Raw genomic sequence first — 18,242 nt, forward strand, 5'->3', positions numbered from 1 at the left:
CCGTCCGGTGAGAGCGCCTTAGAAGGCAGGGGTCTTCGCGAGAACCGTCGTCTTGCCGGTTCGGACGTCGAGGCGGAGCACGCTGTCGGCGTCGCCGAGGAAGAGCTCGCTCCCGTCTTGGGCGAGGGCGCTCGCCCAATGCTCGCCCCGACGACGCTTCTCATAGAGCGACTCACGCGTCGCGACGCGGAGGATCCCGACCTCACCGCCGGAACCGGAGTACGCGAGCGTCGAGCGATCGCGCGATAGCGTGAGGGCGTTCGCCTGATAGGCGCCCGCGCCGAAGCGCGTGACCGGGCCGCTCGGGACGTGGAGCGTCAAATAGGGGAGTGCGGGGGCCACGGCTCGGGACGGGTTGAGTCGCTTCGCGTGCTCGAGCCAGCGCTCGTGGCTCATGTCGCCGTAGACCACGTTTACGATGCAGGCCTCGCGCGCCGCGCCTTCACCGAAGAACCCCTCTCGGTCGAGCTTCTCGAGGGCCAAGAAGCACGCCTCGTGGAGGGACGGCCCGCCCTCGAACGCGGCGAAGGCCTCGCCGCCCGCGTCGTGGTACGGCGAGTCGGGCGCCGAAAAGCGAAGGTCGCGCGTGAGCGAGGCGACGCTCCGACGCGCGTCTCGGGCCTGGTACTCGGCGATGACGCGCGAGAGCGCCTCTTCGGACCACGCGGTCGCTCCCGCGTAGCTCCCGCCCTCGGTCGTGTAGAGCGCGAAGAAGTAGAACGCTTCGTCGCGGTGCGCGTCGCGCAGCGCCTCGAAGACCTTCGCGGCGGCGGCGGCCAAGGCGGTCACGGTCTTCGCGACCGGCTTCGCGGCAGGCTTCGTCGTGCTCATCTCGCGTGTCTCCGCTCGTGAGGGCTCGTGGACGCTCGGGTTACGCGCCCCAACCGGCCTTGTTGCTGAAGGTCTCGTAGTCGGCGGGCGGGTGATACTCGAACTCGCTGCCGGTCTTCCGGGCGTAGGCAGAGCCGGAGAGGTAGAGGAGGCTCTCGAACTCCATGTCTTTCGGCATGGCGGTCGGATCGGCCAGGACCTTGCGGAAGAACTCCTCTCCGTTGGCGACCACGACGCACCGCGCGTAGAGGAACGTGTCGACGGAGAAGTAAGGCACGTCGTCGACGTAGGCGTCCTCGCCGGTGTTTCGCGCGTGCGCTTCGGTGTCGAGCGCGAAGAGCTTCTCGGCGAGGATGGCCTCGAACTTCTCGATGTTCTCCACCGGCATCTGGGCGAGCGCGACGAGAGCGGGCTCGAGCACGGCGTCGTCGTCGCCGGTCTTCTTCCAGTTGAAGAGCTTGATGATTCGCCAGAAGACGGTCTCGGACATCGCCATCGTGCCCCAGTCGGGCTTCTGGTGCGCGGGGGCTTCGGCGATGGCCCCTTCCCGGTAGCCGGCCTTCAGCTTCGCGGCGATCAACTTCTCGGCCTCTCGCTCGGCGGCCGCTGGGTTGGCGTGCGCCTTTCGCGTCTCCTTAGGCTTCGCCCCGATGCGGCCGTTCGTCGTGACGACGACCGAGCCCTCCACGCCCACGGTCCAGAACTTGTTGGACCGATCGTCTTGATAGAAGAACTCGCGCTTCATCCCGACGAGCAGTCTACGGCCCGAGGCTCGCTGCCGTGGTGTGACAAAACGGGAGCCCGCCGAGCGAACCGCGCCGCGCGCTCGTGCGCGGTCGCGCGTGTAGACAAGGGTGCGGGGTTTCTCCTACCAGGGTGGGATTCCAATGAGCGCGCGCTCGTGCTCTCTTCGTGAAACGCGCGGCTTCGCGCCAGAGGGGTTCCCATGCGGAAGCGGATCATGCTCACGGTGCTGTTGGCTACGGCAGCGTGTGGTCACGAGGCTGAAAAAGCGAGCGGGCGGGCGGGCGGAGCAAGCCTCGCGCCGTTGACGACCACGGCTGCGGCGGCGCTCCGTGATCGCTTGAGGACCTCGTTCCGCGGGGTGTTCCCGCAATCGACTGGGGATGCGCGCATCGCAGTCGCGGCAGCCGGCTGGAGTGCCACTCCCAACGCGCCGCCTTCAGGCGGGTGGTCAACAAGTACCGCGTTCGCTGCGGCCACGCTGCCGACAGATGCGGCGAAGCCGTTCCGCGTCGAAGGTGGCGGTGCCGCCATCGCAGTGCGCCTTCGTGGCCTCGAGACCAGTGGCGGAGCGCTCGTCGACGGCGACATTGTCTACGCGTCCACGCTAAACGGTAGCGCGGGCAGTTACGTGCAACATCCACATGCTCACGGCACCGAGGACTTCCTCTTGCTCGAGCAACCCCTTCCCTCCTCGGCCGTCGAATACGAGGTGTCCCTCGAGCGCGGGATCGCGGGCGTTCGCGTTGTCGAGGGAACCGTCGAGTTCTTGACCGAAAGCGGGACGCCAGCGTTGCGCATGGCCAAGCCCAGCCTCGAAACGGCAACGGGCGCCATCGTCGAGCCCGACGTCCAGGTGTCGGGTTGCGCGGTTGACCGTGATCCGCGTGCGCCGTGGGGACGCTCGCCCGTTCCCCCCGGGTCGAGCGAGTGCGTCGTGCGACTCGATTGGAGCAAGACGGCACTCACGTATCCGGCTCTTGTCGATCCCGCTTGGGTGGCGACCGGCACGATGATCGGCGCGACCCGTCGTGATCATGCGGCCAGCGTGCTCCGCGACGGTCGCGTGCTCGTGTCTGGCGGTCGCGTCGGGACCACGTACAACGCCTCCGCTATCCTCTACGACCCCACGAGCCGAACGTGGGCGAACACGGGCGCGCTCAAGAGCAAGCTCGGGTCCCACACGTCAACCACACTGCCGGACGGCAAGGTCCTTGTTGCTGGCGGCTACAACCAGAGCGTCGGATCCGGCGGGCCCTACAAGGAAGCCGAGATCTACGATCCGGCGCTGGGAACTTGGACGCTCGTCGCGAGCATGGTCTCGAATCGCTACCAGCACACCGCAACGGTGCTCTCGAACGGCAAGGTGCTCATCGCCGGTGGCGGCGAAACCGTGCCGCTTGGCACAACCGAACTCTACACGCCGGCGACCAATACCTGGACGGCTGGCCCAGCGATGGCCGTCGCCCGTTGGCTCCATCGCGCGGAGGCGTTGCCCGATGGTCGCATCTTGGTGGCCGGCGGCTACACGGGAAGCGCGTACTCGGCGAGCGCGCAGCTCTACAATCCAACGGCCAACACTTGGGCGACGACGGGCAGCCTCGCAACTGGGCGCGCGGACTTCTCACTCAACGTTCTCGCATCGGGACTCGCGTTCGTCGTTGGCGGGACCAACGCAGCGGGCAGCCTCGCGTCGACCGAGCTCTACAACGTCTACACGGGCGTCTTCAGCGGCACGGCGCCCGCGCTCGCCGCACCACGCGCCCAGCATCGAGCGGTGACGCTCAGCCCTGAGCAGATCCTCGTGGTCGGAGGAAAGAACGGCGCCACCAGCTTGGCGACGACCGTCCTCTACAACGTCGACACGAACACCTGGACGGCCGACGCGAATCTTCCCGCCGCACGGGACGGGCACGTGGCCGTCGCACTTCAACGCGGTGGCGTCCTCTCGGCGGGCGCGGGCGGCGCCGAAACCTGGGGCGGTCGCACTACCGAGGGCGAGTCCGCCATCGGCATCCCCGTCAAGGTGGAGTGGTTGCCCGTGACGGGTGTTCGGACCGCTGCGGATCTGCTCTCGGTGCGCATCACGAACATGACGTCGGCGAGCAAGTCCGTGACGCTGAAGGTCGAGGCGCGCGGCCTCGACGATCGGGAATCGATCCGAACCGTCGGAACCTACACGGTCGGAACGACACCACTCACCGTGACCATGCCGGTCGGCAATCTGCCGGTACAGAGCGTCGGCACGCAATCGATGGCGGGCCTCACTGCGGAGTACACGCACAACAGCGTGAGCGCGTTCGTCCAGGCCCTGCCGATTTTCTACCAGTTCGCGGCGGGCTTCGGCTCGGCCACGTTCTACGGGGCGACGCAGAACTCAGTGCCGGACCTCGATCCCTACACGACGTTCGGGTCATCGGGAGGCGAGGTGATTCTTGAGCGCGGGGCCTTCGCGACGCAGCTCAAGAACGCCGTCGAGCCGGTGTTCTCGCTGGCCGGGCAGGTCTGGGATGCGCCGGCGGGCGTGTTCCGGCCTCTCGCTGAGCTGGGCAATCGCGTCTTCGTCGGAGGGACGACCCACGGCATGATGCCGCTGGACCACAAGTTCTTCTCCGATGCGACGAAGATCTTTGTGACCGGCGCCGCGCCCGCGCCAGAGAGCGGCCCCACCTACTACCTCTGCGGCTACTGGGCGGGGAAGTTCACGGACTCGGGTTACGGCGAGGACAACTACCGGTTCCGCGTCGTCGAGCACTCACCCGCCTCGTGGGCCCGCGCATCAATCGTGAAGCGCTCGACCGGTATCCTCCACTGGCGAGGCGTGCTCGACGCGAACGGCTGCGCGCTCGTGCCGCTTGCTCCCTCGTCGAGCTACATCCTCACCGTAACCTCTCGCATGGCGCGGGAGGTCCCGCCGGCGCCAACGGCGACGCTGACGGCGAGCTACCGAACAGGCACCAGCGGGACGCGGACGGTGTTTCCCGCGTCGATGCGCTTTGGCGCCACGGAGACACAGAAGGCCGTCATTTCGTCCCAATCGCTGGCGTTCTCGTATGGTTTCACCACGGCCGCGAGCGCCGGCATCATCGAGTTCAGGCCTTGGATGCAAGACACGCTGACGCGCACGCTCATCGTGCTCGCGCGCTCGTTCGCGGACCCAACCATGGGGGTGGTCGATGGTCGCTACTACCGTGCGTATGGGGACCTTGGCTGCGAAGGCAGCGTGAGCGAGCCCGCCTGCTACAGCCCTACCAAACGTTCGTTCTACGTAGGGCCGGCACCGGACACGGTCCATGACTCGTTCTTCAAGTTCGTCGTGGGCCACGAGTTCGGCCACAACATCGCGTCCTTTCGCTTCGGCAACCTAGGCTTCGACTACGACGTCTTTGCGTCAGAGCCCTCCGTTCTGTGCAACTGCCAGGTGGTCGGCTCCCTCTTGGATGGGGGCACGGACGCGTATATCCAAGGCAATCGTCGCCACTGCCTCACGTCGAAGGAAGAGCATTCCGCCGCGCAGGGGGAGGGCTACGGTCACTTCACGGCGAGCCGACTCTGGAACGACCTCTCCCAGTCCACCGGTGGTTGCACCTTCGTTTACTACAAGGAAGCCATCAACGACCTCGGTGGCGGCAACACCTCGACCGATCCCATCCCTGTGGCACGCTCCTGCGACGGCCCCGTGAAGTGGCTCGACAACAAGTGCGGCGGCGCTGACGGCGGCGCGGGTTCTGGCGTCGAATGGGACTGGCTCAATTTCTTCGTCGCGGTGAATCGGGGACTCGACAAGACGGAGATCGCCGGACCTGGGCGAGATCTACCGCTGGGCATGTGGGGGCGGAACGACGCCGATTGACTGCAACAACCACAAGCCGACGTTCAACCAGCTGAGGCTCGCGGCAGCGACGTACTACGGAACGAGCCCCGGAGGACCTGCAAAGGCGGCGAGGTTCGAGGCCCTCGGGGTCGCCAATGGCATCAACCACTGACGCTTGTGTGCGCGCAAGCGCCCTTGTTCTGCTGCTCGTGTCCGGGCTTGCGACGGCCGCCGCATGTCGCCGCGAGGCGAATGGGACACCAGCGCCCCGGACCATCGGCCTCGGCGTAAGCGACGGATGCGAAGGCAAGCGCTCGCCCGAATGCAAGCACCCAGCGGTCATGGAGCGCTGCCAAGACGGCTGGTGTTTCATCCCCAAGGGCTGCTTCGTGATGGGCTCGCCTGAATGTGAATGGGGGCGCGGCCGCGACAGCGAACCGGAGAACGAAACCACCCTCACGCATGATTTCTGGATGCAACAAACGGAAGTCACTCAAGCACAGTGGACGGGAGCAGGCCTGCCCAACCCGAGCGTGACCTCGGGCGACGGCGTCGTGCTCGACTGCGCGGACTCGTCGTGTCCGGTCGGCAACACGACGTGGTTTGACGCGGTTGCCTATGCAAACCGACTATCCGATTCCAAGGGCCTTACGGCCTGCTACGCGCTCGGCGGCTGCACCGGCGAAGTCGGCGCGGGGCTCGTGTGCACGTCCGTCGCGCAAGTCGGTCCTTCCGTCTACGACTGCCCCGGCTACCGCCTGCCCACAGAGGCCGAATGGGAGTACGCGGCCCGAGCAGGAACGCAAACCGCGACCTACGCCGGCGACCTTTCTCTCTCCGGCGACTCAAGCCGCTGCGCGGATGACCCCACGCTCAATCTCATCGCTTGGTACTGCTGGAACACGCGGGTCTGGGTCGGAGGCGTCGACACCTACTCGACGCATCCTGTCGCGAAATTGGAGCGCAATCAGTGGGGGCTCTATGACATGTCAGGCAACGCCGCTGAGCGCACCAGCGACATTTCCAACGGTGCGGGCTATGGCAAGGTGCCACGCGTGGACCCGGGCCACGCCGTCGGCCCAGCGTCGACGGCCGTCGACACCTTCCAGGCGGGCGCAGTGCGCGGAGGGTCCGCCTTCCTGTTTCCGGTGTTTGCGCGGTCCGCGTACGCGTCTTCGCGCGCGCGGCACGAGCGGTGGCAAGGACTCGGCTTCCGCCTCGCGCGGACCGCCAAGTGACGTTGCACACCTACATCACCGCGCAGGCGTCGAATGGGACTGGCTCAACTTCTTCGTCGCGGTGAATCGCGGGCTCGACAAGACGGAGATCGCGGACCTGGGCGAGATCTACCGGCTGGCGTGCGGTGGAGGAGTGACGCCGAAGGATTGCAACAACGAGAAGCCGACGTTCAACCAATTGAGGCTCGCGGCGGCGACGTATTACGGAACGAGCCCCGGAGGACTGGCCAAGGCATCGAGGTTTCTCAACGAGGGGCTCGCGAATGGCATCAACCACTAGCAGCCAAGCCTGGCGAGGGGGTGGCGTTCTGCGGTTGAGCCGCTCCACACTGGCTCTCTGCTTGCTCCTTTGGGTCTTCGGCTGCCGTCGCGAACCCGTGGTCACGCCAGCTCCACGCACCATCGGCCTAGGCGTAAGCGATGGTTGCGACGGCGGCCCTGCGTCCCCCGAATGCAAGCACCCGGCAGTCGTTGAGCGCTGTGAGGACGGCTGGTGCTTCATTCCCAAAGGCTGCTTCGTCATGGGTTCGCCGAAGTGCGAATGGGGCCGCGGTCGCGACACGGAGCCGGAGAACGAAACGACCCTCACGCATGATTTCTGGATGCAGCAGACCGAAGTCACTCAAGCACAGTGGACGGGAGCAGGCCTGCCAAACCCAAGCGTAACGTCCGGCGAGGGCATCGTGCTCGACTGCGCGGAGCCCTCGTGCCCCGTGGGCAACGTGACTTGGTATGACGCCATCGCGTACGCGAACCGACTGTCCGAATCGAAGGGCCTCTCCGCGTGTTACAGCCTGAACGGCTGCACCGGCGCGCCCGGCGCCGGCCTGGTCTGCACCGGCGTGACGCAGGTGGGATCGTCCGTCTACGAGTGCCCCGGGTACCGCCTGCCCACCGAGGCCGAATGGGAGTACGCCGCCCGAGCGGGAACGCGAACCGCGACCTACGCCGGCGACCTCTCCCTCACGGGCGACTCCAGCCGATGCGCCGACGACCCCACCCTCAATCTCATCGCCTGGTACTGCTGGAACACGCGGGTATGGGTCGGAGGTGTCGACACGTACTCGACCCATCCTGTGGCGAAACTGGAGCGCAATCAGTGGGGGCTCTATGACATGTCAGGCAACGCCGCTGAGCGCACCAGTGACACCACGTACGGTGCGGGCTACGGCACGGCCCCACGCGTCGATCCGGGCGCCACGATCGCGACTGCGCGCACAGCGCCCGATACCTATCAGCAAGGCTCGACGCGTGGAGGCTTCGCCTTCGGCTACCCTGTCCTGGCGCGGCCCGCATACCCGTTTTCGATGTCAAGGCACGAGCACATTCAGGGTAGAGGCTTCCGCCTCGTGCGCACCGCGAGGTGAAGTGCATCCTTGGGCGGGTGTCGAATGGGACTGGCTAAACTTTTTCGTGGCCGTGAATCGGGGACTCGACAGGAGCGAAATCGCCGACCTGGGCGAGATCTACCGCTTGGCGTGCGGGGGTGGAACGACGCCGATTGACTGCAACAACCACAAGCCGACGTTCAACCAGCTGAGACTCGCGGCGGAGACGTACTACGGCGGGCAAAACACGCCTAGGGCGACCAAGTTCCGCAACGAAGGGCTCGCCAATGGCATCAACCATTGACGCTTCTCCAGGGGCGGCCTCGCTTCTTCTAGCACTTGCGCTAGCCGCGTGCGCCCGGACTGCGGCGCCGCCCGCCCCCGCGGCCGTCGAAAACCCGGGGCACAGCGACGGGTGTTTTGGCTCGAAGCCAAGCGCCGAGTGTCGACACCCGGGCGTCGCCGCACGGTGCGAAGACGGTTGGTGCTTCATCCCCAAGGGTTGCTACGTGCGTGGCTCTCCCGAGTGCGAATGGGGCCGTGGTCGTGACAGCGAGCCGGAGACCGAGACCACGCTGACCCACGACTTCTGGATCCAGCAGACCGAGGTGACGCAGGCCAAGTGGACGAGCCTCGGCGTGCAAAACCCAAGTCGGGTCGAAGGGCAGGTGCGCGATGGGACAAGCTCCGATTGCCCCGTCGGCAACATGACCTGGTTTGAGGCGCTGGCCTTCGCAAACAAGCTCTCTGACGCGAAGGGTTTACCGCGGTGCTACGTCCTCGACCGCTGCATCGGCGACCTGGCGAGCGGCATGGTCTGCGAGGAGGCGCAACAGACGGGCCAAAGCCTCTACGACTGCGACGGCTACCGGCTGCCCACCGAAGCCGAATGGGAGTACGCGGCGCGGGCGGGCACGCGCAGCAGCACTTACGCAGGTGACCTTTCGCTGTCTGGTGATTCGAGTCGCTGCGCCGAAGACCCGACGCTCAACACCATCGCTTGGTACTGCTGGAACACGCGGGTCTGGCTCGGAGGGCTCGACACTTACTCGACTCGCCCCGTTGCGACGCGTGCGCCCAACAGGTGGGGCCTCTACGACATGGCCGGCAACGCAGGCGAGTGGCAGAACGACGCCTTCCACGGCGACTCCTACCGAACGCAGCCTCGCACAGACCCCGGTGCGACACTCGAGCGGGCCGCGCTCGCCACGGCCCTCGCGGCCGTCACGCGCGGCGGCTTCACCTCGGCATACCCAGTCATGCAGCGATCGGGCTATAGGGATCAAGCTGCGCGGCATGTGCGCTCTCCGGGGCTCGGTTTCCGACTGGTACGCTCGGCGAAGTGAAGCGTCACTGCCCGACGTCGAAACAAGCAACCTCCGCCGCGCAGGCGGAGGGCTACGGTCACTTCACGGCGAGCCGGCTTTGGAACGACCTCTCACAAGCCACCGGCGGGTGCACGTTCGTCTACTACAAGGAAGCCATCAACGACCTCGGTGGCGGCAACACCTCGACCGATCCCATCCCCGTCCCGCGCTCCTGCGACGGCCCCGTGAAGTGGCTCGACAACAAGTGCGCCGACAGCGGCGCCGGCGCGGCGGGTGCGGGTGTCGAATGGGATTGGCTCAACTTCTTCGTTGCGGTGAATCTGGGACTCGACAAGACGGAGATCGCGGACCTGGGCGAGATCTACCGCGGTGCCTGCTGCGTCATCGCTGATGGCGGCCCACCGAAGGACTGCAACTTCCAGAAGCCGACGTTCGACCAATTGAGGGCGGCGGCGGCGACGTGCTTGGTCACCGCCAACGCTGGCACGGGCAATGCTGAGCGCCTCCCCCCTCCCGCGTCCCCCTCCTCCCCTCCCTTCCATCGTTCCCTCCTTCAATGGAGCCCCGCTCCGTCGCCGCTGCGTCGGCGATCGGCGCCTCGCGACCTTGTTGTCCGGCGCGCGGACTCGCAAACGCGAACGCGATGCCCTCCGCGCGTCAGCGCAAGCTCGCTGCCCACCATGGCATGGTCAATTCCGCGTGGCGCATGCTCGATCGCGCGCCGCGGTGACCCTCTTGTCGCGCGTTGGATGGTCTCTTGCGCGCGCGTGCCCCCTTCGCGCGCGCGGGGGAGACCTTATGCGCGCCCGAATGACCCTTGTGCGCGGCCGGGAGACCTTAGTTTCCGCGAGGGACCCCTAAATCACCGTTTTGCCACTTCGGATCGGTGCGCTACGGGCAACCCGTGCCATCGGCTTTGCCATGGCAACCCGTGCCGCAACCGCCGAACAGCGCGCAACCGCTTAGGGGCGCTCGGCCGCTTTGCGCCAAATCGCCTTCTCGCTACGTCGCGCTTGGCGCTGCGTTGTACGTCGCGATGGCGATCATGTGGATCGACCGCGAGCAGCGGCCGGTTCCCGTGGAGCCGTTGCAGGCGTCTTCGCCCTCGAAGCGCTCTTCCTTGTGACGAAGGCCGTCTAGGACGAGGCGTGTCATGTCGTGGCCGCCGTCTTTGCAGCGCGGATCGCCGCAGGGCAAATCGAAGAGCGCGGGGGCGTGCGCCACGACGATGCGCCGCACGTGTCCCGGCTCCGCGACGGGGCTGCCGCCGCTCTGCTCGTGGAGCTCGAGGCGCAGCGTCGCCAAGGTGGGGCATTCGGCGATGAGGCGCGGGGCCTCGTCTTCGCGACGGCGACGTTCCGCGATGCGTTGCGTCGCCTCATTGTTCCTTCGGTAGTGGTTCACTGGGTTGCGCTCCGTCTTCTCCGGGTGCCTCTGGCCCGATACCAGCGAGGGCCGTTCCCTCGACGCTGCTCGTTACCGTTTCGTCGTCTTGTGGCTCACGCTTCGATGAACGCCTTCAGGTGGTTCGCGCGGCCGCGCTGCCGCAAGCGGCCCAGGGCCTTCGCCTCGATCTGGCGAATGCGCTCGCGCGTGACACCGAAGCGCTGGCCGACTTCTTCGAGCGTGTGCTCATCTTTCTGACCAACGCCAAAGCGCATGCGGAGGATCATCGCCTCGCGCGGCGTCAAGGTCGCCAGCATCAGCTCCGTCTCCTTCGAGAGGCGCGAGTGCGCCGCCAGCTCGAGCGGCGAGGGAGAGCCGCGATCTTCGACCATGTCGCCGAGCGTCGCGCCTTCGTCTTCGCCGATGGGCGTCTCGAGGCTGATGGGCTGACGCATCGCGCGGATGGCGCGCTGCACGTGGCCGGAGCGAATCTCGAGCTTGTCGGCGATCTCGTCGGCCGTCGGCTCGCGGCCGAGCTCCTGCACCAAGAGCTGCGTGGCGCGGCGCACCTTGCCGACGAGCTCAAAGACGTGGACCGGGAGGCGAATGGTGTGCGCCTGCTCGGCGATGGCGCGCGAGATGGCTTGCCGGATCCACCACGTGGCGTACGTGCTGAACTTGTACCCGCGTCGGTATTCGAACTTCTCGACGGCGCGCATGAGGCCGATGTTGCCCTCTTGAATGAGGTCCACCATCTGGAGGCCGCGGTTGACGTAGCGCTTCGCGATCGAGACCACGAGCCGCAAGTTCGCCTGCACGAGCTCGGCGCGCGCGGCCGCGGCGAGCTGAACGGCGTCTTCGATGGCGACGCCAGCGACGCGAGCGCGCGTCGACTCGCGACGCGAAGTGGCGCCCGCGCGAAGGCGCTCTTCCGAGTCGCCGAGTCGCCGAGCCAAGGCCTCGATGGTGCGCGGGTTGAGGCGCATCGAGACGAGCGCTTCGACGACCTCGGGGCGCTTCTTCAAGGAAGCGCGGCCGCCGTCGGTCAGCTTGGCGACGACGGTCATGAGGCGAAGCACGCGTTTGCGCTCCGTCTCTTCCCAAGACTCGTCGTCCTCGACGCCGCCACCGCGCACGAGGTCGCGCGTCCTGAGCTTGCCGCTCTTCAATCGCTCGGCGAGAAGGGCGATCTCGCTCGCGCCGTCGCTCGTGGCGGCGACGGCGCGGAGCACCGCTTGTTCGCCGAGCTCAATGCGCTTGGCGATGGAAACTTCGCCCTCTCGCGTCAGGAGGCCAAGGCGGCCGATCTGATCGAGGTAGCTGCGCGCCGCATCCGGCGTCGTGTCGATGGCAGTCTTCATGGGTTGGCGAAATTCTTGGGCGCCGCGGCTTTCGATGACGGGGGGCGCGTACCGATCCGCCAAACTCGGAGGGATGCATAGCACACAAGACGCCCCCCGGGCGTCCCTTCTCGTGGGCCGCACGACGGCCCTCCGCGGCAGGCTTTCCCCGTGTCACGCGCCGTTCTTGGGCGCCGCTTCGCCGACGCGACCGCGCACCCACGCCGCGACCTCGGCGCGGCCGTGGACGAGCGGCTCGGCGGCGCGCGAGAGGAACACTTCGGCGGGGAGCGCGCGGCCGTTGTACTGGCTCGCCATCGTAAAGCCGTAAGCGCCCGCATCGAGGAACGCCACCAGCGTCGCGTCGTCGGGAAGCTCGAAGGCGCCGAAGTCGTCGGAGCTCTCGCAGACGGGACCGGCGACGCGGACGGCGCTCTTCGGCCGCGAGCTCGCGCCCAGCGCCACGACCCGATGCCGCGCTTGGTAGAGCGCAGGCCGGAGGAGGTCGTTCATGCCCGCGTCGACGAAGACCCAAGGTAGCGGCGTCGCCTTCTTTCGCTGCACGACGCGCGCGACGAGGACGCCGTAAGACGCCACCAAGCGGCGCCCCGGCTCCACCACGAGACGAATGCCCGCGAGGCCCGCCGCTCGCTGCTCCTCTTGCGCGGCGCGCACGAAGTCTTTGGGGCGAGCGTCGCAACCTTCTCCATAGTCGATGCCGAAGCCACCACCGGTGTCGAGGAAGCGGAACGACGATCGCTCCGGCACCTCGCGCGCGATGGCGAAGAGCTTCGCCGCGCCGCGACGGTAGTCGTCGGTGCTCGTGAACTGCGAGCCGACGTGGACCGTGAGGCCGCCAAGATCGAGCGACGGCTCTTTGCGAATGCGATCGAGGGCGAGGCCCACGTCCGCCAAGGCGACGCCGAACTTCGCCTCGTCGTGGCCCGTGGCGATGGCGTCGTGGGTGCCGAGGTCGTCGATCTCGGGGTTGATGCGCAGGCCCACGCGGGCCTTGCGACCGAGGCTGCGCGCGATGGCCGCGACGCGGTCGATCTCCTCGACGCTCTCCATGTGAATCGAACCGATGCCGTGCTCGGAGACGGTGATGGCGCGGCGGAGCTCGTCGTCGAGTTTGGCGACGCCGTTGTAAAGGATGCGCTCGGGCAAGACGCCGCTCGCGAGGGCGACCTCGAGCTCGCCGCCGCTGACGACGTCGGCGCCGCAACCGGCGGCCGCCAGCCGCCTCACGATGGGACCGGCGCTGTTGGCCTTGATGGCGTAGGCCACGAGGTGCGGCTCGCCCGCGAACGCCGCGTCGAGCTCCCGCGCTTCGCGCTCGATGGCGTCGAGATCGTAGACGTAGAGCGGCGTTCCGAAGCGCGCCGCCAGCTCCTCCAAGGGAGCCGAAGCGAGGAGGCTCTGCTCAGTCCCCTCGCCCTCGCCTCGCCCACCTTCGTTTCGATGCGTCGCCACGGCGAGCGTTATAGCGCGCCCCCGCGTCACGTGCAGGGGGTCCGCTGCGGAAACGAGCGCCCATTTGGCGACGCCGGGCATCGTGAACTGTGGCATCGTTGTCGCCGATGCAATTCCGCCGCGCCAAGATCGTTTGCACGCTCGGCCCCGCGTGCGACGAGCCCGAAGTCTTAGGCAAGATGCTTGAAGCCGGGCTCGACGTCGCGCGCTTCAATTTCTCGCACGGCAGCCACGCCGATCACGCGGCCCGCCTGACGCGCCTCCGCGACGCCAGCAAGAAGGCCAAGAAGGCCGTCGCGGCGCTGCAAGATCTCTGCGGACCGAAGATCCGCACGGGGCGCTTCCCCGCGCCCTTCGAGCTCGTCGATGGCACCGACGTCACGCTCGTGGAAGGCGACAAGACGACCTCGGAGCGTGAAATCCCGATCCAATACGAAGGACTCGCCGCCGACGTCCGCGTGGGCGATCGCGTCATGTTCGACGACGGCAAGGTGCACGTCCGCGTGCTCTCCGTCGTGGGCGACGCCATTCAGGGGAAGGTGGAGCAGGGCGGCGGCATGCGAAACAACGTCGGCGTGCACCTGCCGACGCGAACGATGCGCATCGGGCCCCTCACCGACAAGGACAAGGAAGATCTGATCTTCGGCCTGTCGCAGGGCATGGACTACATCGCGCTGTCGTTCGTGCGGCGGGCCGAAGACGTGAAGCTCGTGCGCGAGATCGCCGAGGAGTGGGGGCAGCCCACGCCCATCGTCGCGAAGATCGAGACGCCCGACGCCATCGAGAACCTCGAGAGCATCGTCCTCGCGAGCGACGCCGTCATGGTTGCGCGGGGCGATCTCGGCGTCGAGTTCCCGCCGGAGCGCGTGCCGGTCATTCAGCGGCAGATCATCGGCGTGGCGCGCCGCGTGCGCCGCCCCGTGATCGTCGCCACCGAGATGCTCCAATCGATGACCCAGGCGACGCGCCCGACGCGCGCCGAGGCCAGCGACGTCGCCAACGCCGTCTTCGGCGGCACCGACGCCGTCATGCTCTCGGGCGAAACGGCCTCCGGCGAGCACCCGGTGCTCGCCACGTCGATGATGAGCCGCATCGCCCTCGAGGCGGAGCAGAGCACCTTCTTCGATCACAACCCGCCCTACGCCGCGGGCCGCGCGACGGGCATCCCGGAAGCCGTGGCGCGCGGCGCGTGCAACTCGGCGCGCGACATCGGCGCCAAGTTCCTCGTCGCCTTCACGCAGAGCGGCTCGAGCGCCCTGCACGTGAGCTTGGCGCGGAGCCCGGTGCCCGTCATCGCCTACTCGCAGATGCAGCGAACGCGCCGCCGGATGGCGCTCTACTGGAACGTGCTGCCGCGCGAGATGCCGCCGCTCCAAGACATCGACGGCCTCGTCAATTGGGCCAACGGAGATTTGCTGGGGAGCGGACTCGCCTCCCCCGGCGAGCGGATCGTCATCGTCTTCGGCTCTCCCATTGGCGTGAGCGGCTCGACGAACACGATTCGCGTTCACGTCGTGGGCTGAGCCCTTTAGGTCGAAGGCCAGCGTGGCAAGTCGCTCTGACGCGAGGCCGAGCCTTCGCGCGATGGGGGCGGCGTCGACGCATGCGCTGCCGCGCGGAGCGGGCGATGCTATGAGTCGGACATGACCCGCGTCCTCTTCGCGCTCGCTTGCATCCTTGGCTCAGCACACTGCTCCGGCGGGTCGGTCGTCGCGCCGAACGCTGACGCCGGCGACGGCGGCACGTCCGCTGATTCGGCCGCGCAGAAGGTCCCCACGGTCCACCGCACCGCTGCCGCGCCTTGCACCGCGCCGCGACCGGCAGGCACGCCCCCCGGCGCGCCCGGCGACTGCAAGGCCGACGCGGACTGCACCGCCGGGAAGAACGGCCGCTGCACCTACGGTCCCACGTTCTCCGCCGTCTGCTCCTACGACGAGTGCAGCGCCGACGGAGACTGCGGCGCGGGTGTCTGCGACTGCCGCAACGAGACCCGACGGGGCGCAAACACGTGTTTTCGCGGCAACTGCGTCACCGATGGCGACTGCGGGGGTGGCGGCGGCTATTGCTCGCCGTCAGGGGCCTCGCTCTGGGACAACTGCCGGTCCAACGTCCCGCCCGGGTCGTTCGGCTACTTCTGTCACACGAAGAGCGACGCGTGCGTCGACGACGTCGATTGCGGCGAGGGCTTCACCTGCCTCTTCGCGGCGGACACGCAGCGCTGGTCGTGCCTGCCGAGGCTTTGCACGAAGTAGCGCTCGATTCGCCGCACCTAAAAGGCGCCGACGAAGCTCGCTTGCTGAGGCGAGATGACGAGGCCCGCTTGCGCGCCGGCCGGCTTCGGCTTGACGAGCAAGAAATACGCGCCCGCAGCGCCGCAGGCGACGGCACCCACGAAGGCGACGTCGGCGAAGGTCCGGTAGAGAACGCCGGTGGTCTTCGTGCTCGGCTGCTGCGGATCTTGAACGTTGTTGTACGTGTCGGCGAGCGCCATGGCGCGAAGCCCGAGGAACGTCCCCGCACCGGCGAGGAGCACCGACCCGCCGAGGAGGCCAAAGCCCAAGGTGGAGCGGTTGATGCCGCCCGTCGACGCCGACGGATCTTGCGGCTTGGCGTGGGCCACGAGCTCCACGGAGATCGGCGTTTCGATGCGCGAGACGACCTCGACGGCTTGCTCGGTCGGTTCGTGATCGTCGGCTTCGACGCGCAGCTTGTGAGGCCCCGGCGCGGCTCGAACGAGCGTGGGGCGCGCGACGAGCAGCGCGATGGATTTTCCGTCGAGCGTCGCGCGCGCCCCCGCGGGCTTCACCTCGAGGGCCAACGTGCCGAGCTTCTCGCGAACCTCCGTCAGCGTCTTCTGCGCGCTCTTCACCTCGTCGGCGGTCGCTCCACCGTCGTCGGCGATGAACCGAACGAGATCTTGCTCCGCGTCGACGAGCTCGCCAGTCCTCGCGCGAGCGATGCCGAGGTTGAGCAAGATGCTCGGGTGCGGAAAGAGCCGGTAGGCCTCGACGAAGGCCTCCCGCGCCGCGACGTAGTTGTTCTCTTTGGCCGCCGTCACACCGCGACGAAAGGCGGCCCGCGATTGATCGCGACCCTCGTCGCCGGCGAGGGCCGAGGGCGACGAGGCGAAGAGCAAGATGGCGAGCGACGCCGCGGTCCACCGGGAGAGCTTGCGCACGACTTTTCGTCCTTAGTAGCGGGGCTGCTCGACGAGCGTTGGGCCCTTGCCTTTGGGAGGCGTAGACACTGGCGGCGGCGTCGGCGGTTTGGCGGACGCGCGGATTTCCGGCGCCGTTTTGAGTGGCGGTGCCGCCGGCGTTGGTCGCGGCGTGGCCGGCGTCTTGGGGCCCCGCCTCGCATTCCGCTCGTCGAGCTCGACCTCGACACTCGGCGTCACTTGCGGCGGTCGTGCTTCGACGGGCTGCGAGCTCGGGGCGACGGGCGGGGCGACGGGAGCCACCTCGACGAACGGTGCGACCGGCGCAGTGGTGGGCGCCATCGGGGCCGACGGCGCGGCGACGGGGCCGGTCTGAACCGGCAGAGGGGCCGCCGGCTCGGGAGCGCTCGGCGACTCGGGCGCGAGCGCCGCGGGCTTGGCTTCTGCCGCGGGCACGTCCTCCGCGACCTGCGCGGAGCCGCGCCGCGAGAGCGCCGTCACGAGGATGAGGCCCGCGAGGGCCACGCCAGCGCCGATGGCCAGGTACGGCCGGCGCGGTCGGTCTTCTTCGGGCGGCATCGACGGCGTCGCGCCGGAGGTGACGACGACTTGCGTGGGCGGCGACGACGGGGACGTCGGAACCGCTGGCGGCACGGGCACGACGGGCTGCGACGTGGCTCCGCCGAGACCTTGCCACGCCCGGAGCATCTCGCGACCGTTGGCCGGTCGCTCCGTGGGTCGGCGCGACAGCGCCTTGACGAGGAGCGAGTCGAGCCCCGAAGGCACGGGCACCAGGTTCAAGCCCTTCATGGCGCGCGCCGGCCGCTCGAGCTTCACCGCAAGAAGGGCCATTTGCCCCTGCGCTTCGTACGGGATGCGCCCGCACACGGCCTCGTAGACGATCATCGCAAAGGAGTAGAGGTCGGCTCGCTCGTCGACCTTCGACGCGCCGCGGATCTGCTCCGGCGCCATGTACGCGATGGTGCCGACCGACTCGCCGGTGACCGTGAGCTTCTTCGGGTCGTGCTCGTCGAGCTTGCAGACGCAGAAGTCGAGAATCCGGGCGCGGGCGAGGCCGCCGTCGAGGTGTTCGATGAAGATGTTGCCGGGCTTGAGGTCGCGGTGCACCACGCCGGCGTCGTGCGCGTCGATGAGGCCACGAAGGACGTTGTCACCGATGTGGTAAACCTCTTCCCAGGACAGCACGCCGCCGCGCTTGAGCCGCTCCGAGAGGGTCTCGCCGGTGAGCAGCTCCATCACGAGGAACAGCTCGCCCGACTCGAGTCGGTCGACGTCGAGCAAGCGCGGCACGTAGGGGCTCTGGATGCGCGTCGCCGCCGCGGCCTCGCGCTCAAGACGCGCCATCATCGTGTCGTCGACGATCTCGCGGTTGACGACCTTCACGGCCACGTCTGTGCCGGATGGAAGGTGCACAGCATGGAAGACTTCTCCCATGCCCCCTCGGCCGATTGAGGCCACGAGCTCGTACTTGTCCCGAAGGACGGTCCCGGGCAGCATCTTCCGTTCCCGGTAGTCTAGCCCGAGCCCTGGGCCTTGCGAACAAGGAACCCAAAAAGCCCCAGGGCGGGCCGTAAATCGGCTC

At 67.8% G+C, this 18,242-nt stretch carries 15 protein-coding genes; 8 read left to right on the top strand and 7 right to left on the bottom strand.

Annotated features, from left to right (window positions below; translation table 11 throughout):
• Positions 1–18: 18 nt before the first annotated feature.
• Both IPG50_19175 and IPG50_19180 read right to left on the bottom strand, forming a co-directional pair.
• A complete protein-coding gene (locus IPG50_19175) occupies positions 19–831 on the bottom strand; it encodes a DUF4303 domain-containing protein (protein MBK6694306.1) in 813 nt (270 codons plus the stop codon).
• Positions 832–871: 40 nt separating this feature from the next.
• The gene (locus IPG50_19180; protein MBK6694307.1) at positions 872–1,576 is read right to left on the bottom strand and encodes a DUF4240 domain-containing protein; all 705 of its coding nucleotides are present in this window, start codon (positions 1,574–1,576) and stop codon (positions 872–874) included.
• 201 nt (positions 1,577–1,777) lie between these two features.
• On the opposite strand from IPG50_19180, the gene IPG50_19185 reads away from it, so the two are divergent.
• The 6 genes from IPG50_19185 (at position 1,778) to IPG50_19210 (ending at position 9,301) form a co-directional block, all read left to right on the top strand.
• Positions 1,778–5,428, top strand: coding sequence for a hypothetical protein (locus tag IPG50_19185; GenBank protein MBK6694308.1), 3,651 nt, complete (start codon positions 1,778–1,780; stop codon positions 5,426–5,428).
• Between the two features lie 116 nt (positions 5,429–5,544).
• The gene (locus tag IPG50_19190; GenBank protein MBK6694309.1) at positions 5,545–6,627 is read left to right on the top strand and encodes a formylglycine-generating enzyme family protein; all 1,083 of its coding nucleotides are present in this window, start codon (positions 5,545–5,547) and stop codon (positions 6,625–6,627) included.
• A 61-nt stretch (positions 6,628–6,688) separates the two neighbouring features.
• Positions 6,689–6,907, top strand: coding sequence for a hypothetical protein (locus IPG50_19195; protein ID MBK6694310.1), 219 nt, complete (start codon positions 6,689–6,691; stop codon positions 6,905–6,907).
• Between the two features lie 241 nt (positions 6,908–7,148).
• A complete protein-coding gene (locus IPG50_19200) occupies positions 7,149–7,994 on the top strand; it encodes a formylglycine-generating enzyme family protein (GenBank protein MBK6694311.1) in 846 nt (281 codons plus the stop codon).
• Between the two features lie 52 nt (positions 7,995–8,046).
• Complete coding sequence (locus IPG50_19205; GenBank protein MBK6694312.1) at positions 8,047–8,259, top strand: hypothetical protein; 213 nt, start codon at positions 8,047–8,049, stop codon at positions 8,257–8,259.
• A gap of 205 nt (positions 8,260–8,464) precedes the next feature.
• The gene (locus IPG50_19210; protein ID MBK6694313.1) at positions 8,465–9,301 is read left to right on the top strand and encodes a formylglycine-generating enzyme family protein; all 837 of its coding nucleotides are present in this window, start codon (positions 8,465–8,467) and stop codon (positions 9,299–9,301) included.
• A gap of 984 nt (positions 9,302–10,285) precedes the next feature.
• Here IPG50_19210 and IPG50_19215 read toward each other — a convergent pair.
• The 3 genes from IPG50_19215 to lysA form a co-directional block, all read right to left on the bottom strand.
• Entirely contained in the window at positions 10,286–10,687 is a 402-nt protein-coding gene (locus tag IPG50_19215) for a hypothetical protein (protein MBK6694314.1), read from the bottom strand.
• A gap of 95 nt (positions 10,688–10,782) precedes the next feature.
• Positions 10,783–12,030, bottom strand: coding sequence for a sigma-70 family RNA polymerase sigma factor (locus tag IPG50_19220; protein MBK6694315.1), 1,248 nt, complete (start codon positions 12,028–12,030; stop codon positions 10,783–10,785).
• 153 nt (positions 12,031–12,183) lie between these two features.
• Positions 12,184–13,482, bottom strand: coding sequence for a diaminopimelate decarboxylase (gene lysA, locus IPG50_19225; protein MBK6694316.1), 1,299 nt, complete (start codon positions 13,480–13,482; stop codon positions 12,184–12,186).
• A gap of 107 nt (positions 13,483–13,589) precedes the next feature.
• On the opposite strand from lysA, the gene pyk reads away from it, so the two are divergent.
• Both pyk and IPG50_19235 read left to right on the top strand, forming a co-directional pair.
• Positions 13,590–15,005 (top strand): pyruvate kinase, encoded by a 1,416-nt coding sequence (gene pyk / locus IPG50_19230; protein ID MBK6694317.1) that lies wholly within the window; start codon positions 13,590–13,592, stop codon positions 15,003–15,005.
• Positions 15,006–15,125: 120 nt separating this feature from the next.
• Positions 15,126–15,734, top strand: coding sequence for a hypothetical protein (locus IPG50_19235; protein MBK6694318.1), 609 nt, complete (start codon positions 15,126–15,128; stop codon positions 15,732–15,734).
• 17 nt (positions 15,735–15,751) lie between these two features.
• Here the strand turns inward: IPG50_19235 and IPG50_19240 are convergent, their stop codons facing one another.
• Positions 15,752–16,660 carry a PEGA domain-containing protein gene (locus IPG50_19240; GenBank protein MBK6694319.1) on the bottom strand — a complete coding sequence of 303 codons (909 nt, stop codon included), beginning with the start codon at positions 16,658–16,660 and terminating at the stop codon, positions 15,752–15,754.
• Between the two features lie 12 nt (positions 16,661–16,672).
• Positions 16,673–18,157, bottom strand: a complete 1,485-nt coding sequence (locus IPG50_19245) for a protein kinase (protein MBK6694320.1) — start codon at positions 18,155–18,157, stop codon at positions 16,673–16,675.
• Positions 18,158–18,242: the final 85 nt, after the last annotated feature.

It is taken from the genome of Myxococcales bacterium (genome assembly GCA_016703425.1).
Lineage (GTDB): Bacteria > Myxococcota_A > Polyangia > Polyangiales > Polyangiaceae > JADJCA01.

Excerpts from the sequence above, each read along its gene's own strand:
- IPG50_19175 (MBK6694306.1), bottom strand. The coding sequence starts at position 831 with ATGAGCACGACGAAGCCTGCCGCGAAGCCGGTCGCGAAGACCGTGACC.
- IPG50_19200 (MBK6694311.1), top strand. The coding sequence starts at position 7,149 with ATGGGTTCGCCGAAGTGCGAATGGGGCCGCGGTCGCGACACGGAGCCG.
- IPG50_19220 (MBK6694315.1), bottom strand. The coding sequence starts at position 12,030 with ATGAAGACTGCCATCGACACGACGCCGGATGCGGCGCGCAGCTACCTC.
- IPG50_19185 (MBK6694308.1), top strand. The coding sequence starts at position 1,778 with ATGCGGAAGCGGATCATGCTCACGGTGCTGTTGGCTACGGCAGCGTGT.
- IPG50_19180 (MBK6694307.1), bottom strand. The coding sequence starts at position 1,576 with ATGAAGCGCGAGTTCTTCTATCAAGACGATCGGTCCAACAAGTTCTGG.
- IPG50_19245 (MBK6694320.1), bottom strand. The coding sequence starts at position 18,157 with ATGCTGCCCGGGACCGTCCTTCGGGACAAGTACGAGCTCGTGGCCTCA.
- IPG50_19190 (MBK6694309.1), top strand. The coding sequence starts at position 5,545 with ATGGCATCAACCACTGACGCTTGTGTGCGCGCAAGCGCCCTTGTTCTG.
- pyk (MBK6694317.1), top strand. The coding sequence starts at position 13,590 with ATGCAATTCCGCCGCGCCAAGATCGTTTGCACGCTCGGCCCCGCGTGC.
- IPG50_19235 (MBK6694318.1), top strand. The coding sequence starts at position 15,126 with ATGACCCGCGTCCTCTTCGCGCTCGCTTGCATCCTTGGCTCAGCACAC.